This window comes from Roseovarius sp. MBR-79 (assembly GCF_053628555.1).
In genome coordinates this window covers 165,684-175,277 of the sequence record NZ_JBRJGP010000001.1, presented here as the reverse complement: position 1 = coordinate 175,277, position 9,594 = coordinate 165,684, and the positions used below count along the sequence as shown (strand labels likewise).

The 9,594-nt window shown below is 64.4% G+C and carries 12 protein-coding genes; 1 reads left to right on the top strand and 11 read right to left on the bottom strand.

All coding sequences use genetic code 11. From position 1 onward, the window contains the following. The first annotated feature begins 9 nt into the window (after positions 1 to 9). The gene (cobT, locus tag ACSSV8_RS00890) at positions 10 to 1,884 is read left to right on the top strand and encodes a cobaltochelatase subunit CobT (protein ID WP_454281198.1); all 1,875 of its coding nucleotides are present in this window, start codon (positions 10 to 12) and stop codon (positions 1,882 to 1,884) included. Positions 1,885 to 1,887: 3 nt separating this feature from the next. Here the strand turns inward: cobT and ACSSV8_RS00885 are convergent, their stop codons facing one another. The 11 genes from ACSSV8_RS00885 to ACSSV8_RS00835 form a co-directional block, all read right to left on the bottom strand. Continuing rightward, entirely contained in the window at positions 1,888 to 2,850 is a 963-nt protein-coding gene (locus tag ACSSV8_RS00885) for a 2-hydroxyacid dehydrogenase (RefSeq protein ID WP_454281197.1), read from the bottom strand. A 4-nt stretch (positions 2,851 to 2,854) separates the two neighbouring features. Next, positions 2,855 to 3,013 carry a hypothetical protein gene (locus ACSSV8_RS00880; RefSeq protein ID WP_454281196.1) on the bottom strand — a complete coding sequence of 53 codons (159 nt, stop codon included), beginning with the start codon at positions 3,011 to 3,013 and terminating at the stop codon, positions 2,855 to 2,857. 15 nt (positions 3,014 to 3,028) lie between these two features. Next, positions 3,029 to 4,363 carry an amidase gene (locus ACSSV8_RS00875; protein ID WP_454281195.1) on the bottom strand — a complete coding sequence of 445 codons (1,335 nt, stop codon included), beginning with the start codon at positions 4,361 to 4,363 and terminating at the stop codon, positions 3,029 to 3,031. Beyond that, entirely contained in the window at positions 4,353 to 5,771 is a 1,419-nt protein-coding gene (locus ACSSV8_RS00870; protein ID WP_454281194.1) for a TRAP transporter large permease, read from the bottom strand. Before ACSSV8_RS00870 ends, ACSSV8_RS00875 begins: the two co-directional genes overlap by 11 nt. Then, entirely contained in the window at positions 5,768 to 6,352 is a 585-nt protein-coding gene (locus ACSSV8_RS00865; RefSeq protein WP_354538921.1) for a TRAP transporter small permease subunit, read from the bottom strand. Before ACSSV8_RS00865 ends, ACSSV8_RS00870 begins: the two co-directional genes overlap by 4 nt. 80 nt (positions 6,353 to 6,432) lie before the next feature. Then, positions 6,433 to 7,563 (bottom strand): TRAP transporter substrate-binding protein, encoded by a 1,131-nt coding sequence (locus ACSSV8_RS00860; protein ID WP_454281193.1) that lies wholly within the window; start codon positions 7,561 to 7,563, stop codon positions 6,433 to 6,435. Positions 7,564 to 7,738: 175 nt separating this feature from the next. Beyond that, the gene (locus ACSSV8_RS00855; RefSeq protein ID WP_354538923.1) at positions 7,739 to 8,062 is read right to left on the bottom strand and encodes a VanZ family protein; all 324 of its coding nucleotides are present in this window, start codon (positions 8,060 to 8,062) and stop codon (positions 7,739 to 7,741) included. Positions 8,063 to 8,105: 43 nt separating this feature from the next. Next, positions 8,106 to 8,363, bottom strand: a complete 258-nt coding sequence (locus ACSSV8_RS00850; RefSeq protein WP_354538924.1) for a TFIIB-type zinc ribbon-containing protein — start codon at positions 8,361 to 8,363, stop codon at positions 8,106 to 8,108. Between the two features lie 72 nt (positions 8,364 to 8,435). Further along, on the bottom strand, positions 8,436 to 8,843 hold the full coding sequence (locus ACSSV8_RS00845; protein WP_354538925.1) for a universal stress protein: 408 nt from the start codon (positions 8,841 to 8,843) through the stop codon (positions 8,436 to 8,438). Positions 8,844 to 8,910: 67 nt separating this feature from the next. After that, positions 8,911 to 9,198, bottom strand: a complete 288-nt coding sequence (locus tag ACSSV8_RS00840; RefSeq protein WP_454281192.1) for a DUF5665 domain-containing protein — start codon at positions 9,196 to 9,198, stop codon at positions 8,911 to 8,913. Continuing rightward, positions 9,198 to 9,515, bottom strand: coding sequence for an antibiotic biosynthesis monooxygenase family protein (locus tag ACSSV8_RS00835; RefSeq protein ID WP_454281191.1), 318 nt, complete (start codon positions 9,513 to 9,515; stop codon positions 9,198 to 9,200). The genes ACSSV8_RS00840 and ACSSV8_RS00835 overlap by 1 nt, the downstream gene beginning before the upstream one ends. Positions 9,516 to 9,594: the final 79 nt, after the last annotated feature.

Here is a 9,594-nt window from a genome sequence, read left to right as displayed (position 1 = left end):
TTTCGCGCCATGACAAAGCCCAGTGACAACCCCGCCGATCCGTTCAAGAAGGCGCTCGCCAACGCCACCAAGGTGATGGCCGATGACAGCGACCTGACAGTTTCCTATTCGGTCGATCCGAGCGGCGTTTCGGGCGATGCCATGCGCCTGCCGCAGGTCAGCCGCCGCATGACCCGCGAGGAGGTTCTGCTGGCGCGCGGCACGGCGGATGCGCTGGCGCTGCGGCACAAGTTTCACGACGACGCCGTTCATGCCCGCTATGCACCCCCCGGCGAGATGGCGCGCGACCTCTACGAGGCGATGGAAACCGCCCGCTGCGAGGCCGTGGGTGCGCGCGACATGCCCGGCACTGCCACCAATATCGACGCCAAGATCGCGCAGGATGCCGCGCGCCTTGGCTATGACCGGATCACCTCGACCGCCGACGCCCCGCTGCCCGCCGCCGCCGGATACCTGATCCGGCATCTGGCCACCGGCCGCGACATGCCGGCGGGTGCGCAGAATGTCATGGACCTCTGGCGCGGCTTCATCGAGGAGCAGGCAGGCGGCACGCTGGAGGATTTGCAGGACATCCTTGCCGATCAGGCCGGATTCGCGCGGCTGGCGCGCCGCGTGATCGAGGACCTGGGCTATGGCGATCAGCTTGGCGAGGATCCCGACAGCGCCGACGAGAACGAGGAGGACGGGGCAGAGGAGCAGGGCGAGGAGCAGCAACCCGACAGCACCGGCGAGGATGACAGCGACGAAGATGAGGCCGACGCCGATCCGGACCGCTCTCAGGACGATCAGCAGGATGCGCAACAGGCGCAGGTGAGCCAGGACGAGATGGCCGATCAGGAGATGGACGAGGAGGCCGAATTGCCCGAGGGCGAGGCCCCGCTTGAGCCGCCCCCGCCGCCCCCCGCCTCGGAGGCCGATCCTGCCTACACCATCTATCACGCTGAATTCGATGAAGAGATCCGCGCCGAGGATCTGGCTGACCCTGTGGAGTTGGAACGCTTGCGCGCCTATCTCGATCAGCAGTTGGAGCCCTTGAAAGGCGCGGTGTCACGACTGGCCAACAAGCTGCAACGCCGCCTTCAGGCGCAGCAGAGCCGTAGCTGGGAATTCGACCGCGAAGAGGGCATCCTTGACGCGGGCCGCCTTGCCCGCGTCGTCGCCAATCCCACCACCCCGCTCAGCTTCAAGGTGGAAAAGGACACAGAGTTCCGCGACACCGTGGTGACGCTGCTTCTGGACAATTCCGGCTCGATGCGCGGGCGACCGATTTCGATTGCCGCGATCTGCGCCGATGTTCTGGCCCGCACGCTGGAGCGGTGTTCGGTCAAGGTGGAAATCCTCGGCTTTACCACCCGCGCGTGGAAGGGCGGGCAGAGCCGCGAGAAATGGCTGGCAGAAGGCCGCCCGCAACTGCCCGGCCGCCTCAACGACCTGCGCCACATCATCTACAAGGCGGCCGACGCGCCGATGCGGCGCACCCGCGACAATCTTGGCCTGATGATGAAAGAGGGGCTGCTCAAGGAAAATATCGACGGCGAGGCGCTGGAATGGGCGCACCGGCGCACCGTGGCCCGCAAGGAGGCGCGCAAGATCCTGATGGTGATTTCCGACGGTGCCCCGGTCGATGACAGCACGCTCTCGGTCAACCCCGCGAATTACCTTGAGAAACACCTGCGCGACGTGATCGCCATGGTCGAGCGGCGCAAACAGGTGGAACTTCTGGCCATCGGGATCGGCCATGACGTGACGCGCTATTACGAGCGCGCGGTGACGATCACCGATGTGGATCAGCTTGCCGGGGCGATGACCGAACAGCTTGCCGCGCTCTTCGACAGCGACCCGCGCGCGCGGGCGCGGGTGATGGGGATCAGGCGGGCCTCGTAAGGCTCAGACCAGACGGTCCTGCGGCGCGTGTCCCGCGAAGAACGCGTCGAGATTGTCGAGCGCGCGAAAGCCCATGGCGTCACGCGTGGCACGGGTGGCACTGCCGATATGGGGCAGCATGAAGATGTTTTCATGGCCCGCAAAGGCCGGGTTGCCGCCCGGTTCCACCTTGAAGCAATCGAGACCGGCGGCGGCGACATGGCCGCTCTCGATGGCAGCCAGAAGTGCGCCCTCGTCAATGAGCGCGCCGCGCGCGGTATTGACCACCACCGCGCCCGCAGGCAGGCGCGCGAGGCGGTCCGCGTTGAGCAGATCGGTGGTCTCGGGCGTGGCGGGGCAATGCAGCGACAGAAAATCGGCGACCTCCAGCAGGCTGTCGATCCCCTCGTGGAACACCGCGCCCTGTTCCGCCTCGGGCGAGAGCCGCGCGCGGTTGTGATAGTGGATCTCCATGCCGAAGCCGCGCGCCTTTTCGGCCATGGCGCGGCCAACACGGCCCATGCCCACGATCCCCAGCCGCGCGCCGCTCACCTGCTTGCCCACCATGAAGGACGGCGACCAGCTATCCCACTCGCCTCGTCGAACAAGGCGGTCGCCGCGCACAGCGTGGCGGGCGGCACCCAGCATCAGGAGCATGGCAATCTCGGCCGTGGCGTCCGACAGCACGTCGGGCGTGTTGGTCACGACGATGCCACGCGATCTGAGCGCGTCGAGGTCACAGTGATCGACGCCGACCGAGTGATTGGCCACGATCTTGAGCCGGGGATCGAGCCGCGCAACAACATCGGCGCTGAAATGCTCGGAATGGCAGGGGATCATTCCGTCCACCCGCGCGCTCATAGCCACGATCTCTTCGGCGGTGCCGGGGGTATCGGCCTCGTTCAGGATCACCTCGTAATCGCGGCGGGCGCGTTCCAGGGTGGCGTCCGACAGGCGACGCGTAATCCAGATCACCGGTTTTGCCATGGTCTCAGCTCTTGTTCTTGCTGGAGGTCATGAAATCATAGGCCGCGAGCGCCGCTGTGAACACTGTCACCAGCCACAGATCGAACGAGCCGATCTTGCTGGCAAGGATGTAGAGAAACGCGGCCAGCACCGCGAAGGCAAAAAGCGCCAGTATCCGGTTCATGTCCTTATCCTTTCATCATGCGCCGGCCTCGGAGAGCCAGCCGTGTAACCAGTTTGCCGTGCGCAAAAGGCGCGCATCGCCGCCGCGCGGGCCGACAAGCTGCGCGCCCATGGGCAGGCCGTTCGAGGCGGTAAAGGCGGGCACGGTGACGGCGGGCGTGCCCGTCAGCGTCCAGAGCCCGTTGAAGATCGCATCGCCGGTATAATCCAGCCCCTCGGGCGCCGGACCGGTGGCGGCTGGGCAGAGGATCGCATCGCAGCGCTCGAATATCTCGCCAAGCCCCGCATAAAGCACATCCGCCCAGTCGAGCGCGGCCAGATAGTCGCGCGCGAGGATGCCCTCGCCCTCCTCGATGGCGGCGCGGGTGCGGTCCCCGAGGGCTGCGCGGTTCTTGGCATAACGGTGGTAATAGCGCGCCATCTCGGCGAAATTGATCCGCGCGCGAACCTCGGCGGCCTGATCGAAGGCATTGGGCAGCGGTGCCTCGAAGACCTGATCGCCAAGGGCGGCGACGAGTTCGTCAAAGGCCGCGTGCAACTCCGGGTCGGCCTTGTCCCAGCCCGGCGGCTTGACGAAGGCCAGCACCGGTTTGACCGGGGGGGCTGTGCGCGCGACCTCGAGCAGGCGCGGCACCGGGGCGGGCACCGTGGCGCGGTCGCCCGCGTCATGGCCCATCAGCACCTCGGCCAGCAACGCGGCATCAAGCGGCGAGGCGGCGAAAACGCCCACCGTGTCGAGCGTGGGCGACTGCATCAGCACGCCGGTGCGCGGGATCGCGCCGAAGCTGGGCTTGTAACCCGTGACACCGCAAAACGACGCGGGCCGGATCACCGAGCCGCCGGTCTGCGTGCCGATGGCCAAGGGCACCATCCCGTCCGCCACCGCCGCCGCCGAGCCAGAGGATGAGCCGCCGGGCGTGTGCGCGGGATTGTGCGGGTTGCGAGTGGTCCCGGCCTGCATATAGGCCAGTTCGGTCGTCACCGTCTTGCCCATGATGATCGCGCCCGCCGCCTTGAGCCGCGCGACGATGGCGGCGTCCTTGACAGGCACCCGGCCCGCGTCGAGCGGACAGCCGTTTTCGGTCGGTATCCGGGCGGTGTCGATGATGTCCTTCAACGCCACCGGAACGCCATGGAGCGCCCCGATGGGCCGTCCCGCCTGCCGCTGCGCGTCGAGCGCCCTGGCCTGCTGGCGCACGAAATCCGCGTCGAACCAAACGAACGCCCCCACCTCGGGCTCGCGCGCCTCGATCCGGGCGATCAGCGCCTCGGCCAGCTCGGACGCGCGCAGCGCGCCCGTGGCCAGCCGGTCGCGCAGCACATGCGCCTCGGGGGTCGCGTCATTTGCCATACATCAGCTCCGGCAGATAGAACACGATCTGCGGGTAGATATAAAGCAGCGCCATGGCGATGAAGACGCAGAACAGGAACGGCATGACGCCCGAGAAGATCTGAGTCAGCTTGATTTCCGGTGGCGCGATCCCCTTGAGGTAATAGGCCGACATGGCCATGGGCGGTGTCAGGAAACTGGTTTGCAGGTTGAGCGCCACAAGGATGCCGAAGAACAGCGGATCGACCTCGAAGAACTGCAACAGCGGCAGGAAGATCGGGACAAAGATGATGATGATCTCGGACCATTCGAGCGGCCAGCCCAGAAGAAAGATGATGAGCTGCGCCAAGAGCAGGAACATCAGCGGGCTGAGGTTCAGGCCCTGCACGAATTCCGAGATGATATGCTCGCCCCCGAGATAGGAGAACACCGCCGAAAAGGTGTAAGAGCCGACAAAGAGCCAGCAGACCATCGCCGTGGTGCGCACCGTCAGATAGACGCTCTCGCGCATCCGCTGCCATGTCATCGCACGATAGGCGAAGGCAAGGAAGATGCCGCCAAGCGCGCCGATGGACGCGGCCTCGGTCGGGGTGGCGAGGCCAAAGAGGATCGAGCCCAGCACCGCGAGGATGAGGAACGCCAGCGGCACGAAGGACGAGATGATCATCACCAGAAGCTTGGACATCGGTATGTCGGGGATGTCCTCCTTGGTCGGTTTCGGCGCGACCGAGGGTTGGAGGATCGAGCGCCCGATCACGTAGACGAGGTAAAGCCCCACCAGTGTCAGCCCCGGCAGAAGTGCGGCCGCATAAAGCCGCACGATGGAGACATTGGAGGCCGCCGCATAGACGATGAGCATGATCGAGGGCGGAATGAGAATGCCGAGCGTGCCGCCCGCGCAGATGATGCCGGAGGCGAAGGACGGATCATAGCGCGCCTTGAGCATGGCAGGCAGCGCCAGCAAGCCCATCAGCGTGACCACCGCGCCTACGATGCCGGTCGCCGTGGCGAAAAGCGCGCAGGTGATAAGCGCCGCCACCCCCATCGAGCCGGGCATGTTGCGCGCAGCGATATTGAGCGTGGAAAAGAGGCGGTCCACGATATTCGCCCGCTCGACGATATAGCCCATGAACAGAAAGAGCGGGACGGCGGTCAGAACCTCGTTCGACATCACCGTGAATGTCTGGTTCACGAAGAGATCGAATATTCGGTTGTTGAATAACCCCTCGAACCACAGACTCCATTGATCCCATGTGCCCGCATCCTCGGCCAGCCGGTCAAAGCTGCGCCACATGCGCCGCGCGTCGAAATAGGCGTAATAGCCAAAGCCGATGCCCATGGCCATCAGCGTGAACGCGATGGGAAAGCCAAGGAACACAAATACGATGAACAGCCCCAGCATCATCAGGGCGACTTGGGGATCGGTCATGGATGCGCGTCCTTCTCGGCCTTGGCGGCCTGTTGCATGAGCAGGTCTTCGGTCTCGAAGACATCTTCATCGGCGGCGAGCCATTCATTCGTCCGCATCGCCAGGATGCAGCGGCAGACCTGTGCCAGCCCCTGAATGAAGAGCAGGATACCGGCGGCGACGATCACCGTCTTGAACTGGTAGATCGGCACGCCCGCCGGGCTGTTGACCGATACCTCGGCATAGGACCAGGAGCGCGCGGCGTATTTCCACCCCGCAAGGATGAGCGCGGTCACGCCGGGAAAGAAGAAAAGGATATAGAGCACCAGATCGACCTTGGCCTGATTGCGCGGCTGCCAAAGGCGATAGAGGAAGTCGCCCCGCACATGCCCGCCCCGCGACAGCGTATAGGCCCCGCCCATCATGAACAGCGTGCCATACATGATGAAGGACACATCGAGCGCCCAGGCCGTCGGGTTGTTGAAGACATAGCGCACCACCACCTCGTAGCCGGTTCCCACCGACATCAGGATGATGAGCCAGGCGAAGGCCTTGCCGAACCAGGCCGACAGGTTGTCGGCGAAGCGAATGAAGCCGATCACGCGGGAGCCCCTTTCCTATCTTGAAAAGTGGCCCCGGCGGGGATGCGCCGGGGCCACCATGTCTGTGTCGCGGGACCCGCTCAGAGCTTGAGACGACCGGGGAAGTAGTGGTCGTAGGCAAGCTCCAGATCCGGCGCGTTCATCAGTTCGTAATAGGTGACCTGCTCGACCCAGGCGCGCTGGCTGTCGAGGCATTTCTTCATGAACGGATCCTCTTCGAGCGTCGGGATCAGTTTGTCCCATGCCTCGAGCTGTGCTGCGAGGATGTCCTTGGAGGTGCGGTGCACGGTGACGCCGCCCTCTTCCTGAAGCCATTTGAGATCGGCCGAGTAGCGCCGCATCGCCTTGGCGGTGTTGGCGGTCGACACGGCCTCGACGGCGTATTTCAGGATCGCGCGCAGGTCGGGATCAAGGTCTTCGAGGGTGATCTTGTTGAACAGGAATTCAAAGCTCTCCGAGGCCTGGTGATAGGAGGACAGGTAATAGTTCTTCGCCACGTCATGCGCGCCGAAATCCTTGTCCGAGGAGGGGTTGTTGAATTCGAATGCGTCGATCACGCCACGCTCCATCGCGGGGACGATCTCGCCGCCCGGAAGCTGTGCCACCGACATGCCCATGCTCTGCAGCAGGTCAGCCGCAAGGCCCACGGTGCGATACTTGAAGCCCTGAAGATCGGCGGCGGTGTTGACCTCGCCCTTGAACCAGCCGAAGGGCTGCGCGAACATCGGGAAGCCCATGTAACCATCGACTTCCATCCCGAGGATGTCATTCACAAGCTCGTCATAAAGCGCCTTGCCGCCGCCCTCGTAGAACCAACTCATCATCGTGGTGGCCGAGCCACCGAATACGGGGCCGGTGCCGAAGAGCGAGGCGGCCTTGCTCTTGCCATACCAGTAGACCGGCACCGAATGGGCCGCGTCGAGCACACCGTCATTCACCGCGTCGAGGACCTGGAACGCGCCCACGATGGCGCCTGCGGGCAGCACGTCGATCTTGAGGCGGCCGCCGGCCATCTCCTCGACCCGGTCGGCATAGTCCTGCGCGAATTCCTGCCAGATGTTGCCCGCGCCCCAGGACGTCTGCATCTTCAGCACGATGGGTGCCTGTGCCAGCACCGCCGGGGCAGCGAGGCCGCCGGCCACCGCTGCGGGCGCGCCGATGGCGGCGCGGCGCAGGAACGAGCGCCGGTCGAGTTTGGTCTTGTCGGTCATGATATTCCTCCCAGATGTCTCATGTATGTTCGTCCGGATTGTCGCGCACACGTCCACCCGAAGGCGATTCGCCGCTGCAAATCTCCGCACCGCTGTTATCGTATCGTGCTGTTCCGCAAACACAAGCGTTTCGGTAAAGAAGTTTTACCAAATAGGCCGGTTTGCACCGGCTTTTTCACGCCGGCCGCCACCGGCCAAACCTTGCGGCAAGAAACGCGCCGCAAAAAGCCCCGAGCGCGTCGGCCAGAAGATCGCCGAATTCGGCGCTGCGCCCGGTCAGGGGCTGGATGATCTCGATAAGGCCCCCGTAGGCGAGAGCGCCAAGCGCCACAGCCCACCAGTGGCGCGGATGGCGCCAGGCCAGAGGGGCGGCGAGGGCGGCGAAGGCCAGAAAATGCGCCAGCTTGTCGAGATGGGGTAAACTTGGTCCCGGCGACTGCGGAATCAGGGTCAGCAACGCGGTGACCAAGGCAATAAACGCTGTGATGATCTGGGCCATGAGCGTGTTGCTAGACGCTCATGAAACACCCCGCAAGCCGATTTCAGAAGTCGAAGATATCCGCGAGGAAGCCCTCGCGCTTTTTGCGCGGCTTGCCGCCGGAATGGCCCCGATGATCGCTGTCCCCATAGCCCGTGGCATCATTGCGCCGTGCCGGGGCCTCCGGCACCGACGAGCGGTCGATGATCTTGTCAAGCTCGCCGCGATCAAGCCAGACACCGCGACATTGCGGGCAATAGTCGATCTCGACTCCGGCGCGGTCGGCAAGAACCAGAGCGGTTCCGTCGATAGGGCATTGCATCGGCACTCTCCTGTCACTGTTTCGTGAGAGAGGAGGTGGGGGCAATTGCCCCGTTTGACAAGCCTTTGGGCCTCAGCGGATCACATGCACCGCGCATTGCGCATGGCGCACCACCTTGGCGGCGGTGGAGCCGAGCAGCAGATCCTGCATTCCGGGCCGGTGGCTGGCGATGACGATGCAATCGGGCTTGTGGCTCTCGGCCCAGTCGAGGATCGTGCGGCCCGAGTGTCCTTCGACGACATGCGCGCTGGCATCGGGCAGACCGTCCGCGATCTTGGTCAACTCGGCCTCGATCGCCTTGCGCGCCTCGGCCTGATAGCCTGCGGGCAGATAGGAAATCGCATAGCCCGGCACCTGCTCGACCACGTGCAGCAGGCTGATATGGCCGTCGTCACCCGCCAGAAGCCGGGCGGCGGCAAGCGCACCGGCGCTGTCGCGCTCGGTGTCGAAGGAGACGGGCACGAGAACGTGAGCATACATGAGAGGGTCCTTTCCTGTTCGTTTGACGGATCATGACCCGGGCGCGCCGACGCTGCCTTGATCCAGATCACTCCTGCGCGGTGCGCATCTGTTCGGCGATCTGCGCCGCCCAGTCGCCGATGATCGGCAGGAATTCGATCTTGCTCAGCGACCAGACGAACACCGACAAGAGCACCGTCGCCCCCAGCACCGTGCCTAACCCCACCGCGAGACCCCGCGCGAAATTGAACGCCAGAAGCCGCAGCATGTTGTTGTGGATTCGCACGAAGCGATGAGCGTTGAGGCGTGCAACCTCGGCGCGCAGCGCGCGCACCTCTTCGGCCAATGCATCGGTTTGCGGGGGTCGTTCCGACATCAGAACACGGCCACCACGTCATACATCACCGGCTCGAACCCTTTGCACAGCTCGTTGATCTGCCGGTTGCGCGCGCGCATCTCGTTTGTGCGCAGCATCGCTTGAAAATCCTCGCGCGCGCGCCATTGCGAGTAATTGGCGATGCGTGTTTGTGCGTCGTTCACATGCAGACCGGCGGCGATGAAGCCGGGCTGTTTCGAGATCACCTCGCGGTAGGCGTCGGTGAGCAGGTCAAGCAGGTCCTGGCAGGTGCCGGGCGTGACCTCGAATGTGGTCAGAACGGTCTGATGGCTGGTGTCTTGGCTGATCCGGGGCATGATGGCGTCCTCCTGTCCCCTTCTTAGCACCCACGCGCGCGGCGGTAAATTCCGCGCAGATATTAACCACCGGTTTACC

Bases quoted from the DNA above. Each gene is read 5' to 3' on its own strand.
- cobT (WP_454281198.1), top strand. From the start codon at position 10: ATGACAAAGCCCAGTGACAACCCCGCCGATCCGTTCAAGAAGGCGCTC.
- ACSSV8_RS00885 (WP_454281197.1), bottom strand. From the start codon at position 2,850: ATGGCAAAACCGGTGATCTGGATTACGCGTCGCCTGTCGGACGCCACC.
- ACSSV8_RS00880 (WP_454281196.1), bottom strand. From the start codon at position 3,013: ATGAACCGGATACTGGCGCTTTTTGCCTTCGCGGTGCTGGCCGCGTTT.
- ACSSV8_RS00875 (WP_454281195.1), bottom strand. From the start codon at position 4,363: ATGGCAAATGACGCGACCCCCGAGGCGCATGTGCTGCGCGACCGGCTG.
- ACSSV8_RS00870 (WP_454281194.1), bottom strand. From the start codon at position 5,771: ATGACCGATCCCCAAGTCGCCCTGATGATGCTGGGGCTGTTCATCGTA.
- ACSSV8_RS00860 (WP_454281193.1), bottom strand. From the start codon at position 7,563: ATGACCGACAAGACCAAACTCGACCGGCGCTCGTTCCTGCGCCGCGCC.
- ACSSV8_RS00855 (WP_354538923.1), bottom strand. From the start codon at position 8,062: ATGGCCCAGATCATCACAGCGTTTATTGCCTTGGTCACCGCGTTGCTG.
- ACSSV8_RS00850 (WP_354538924.1), bottom strand. From the start codon at position 8,363: ATGCAATGCCCTATCGACGGAACCGCTCTGGTTCTTGCCGACCGCGCC.
- ACSSV8_RS00845 (WP_354538925.1), bottom strand. From the start codon at position 8,843: ATGTATGCTCACGTTCTCGTGCCCGTCTCCTTCGACACCGAGCGCGAC.
- ACSSV8_RS00840 (WP_454281192.1), bottom strand. From the start codon at position 9,198: ATGTCGGAACGACCCCCGCAAACCGATGCATTGGCCGAAGAGGTGCGC.
- ACSSV8_RS00835 (WP_454281191.1), bottom strand. From the start codon at position 9,515: ATGCCCCGGATCAGCCAAGACACCAGCCATCAGACCGTTCTGACCACA.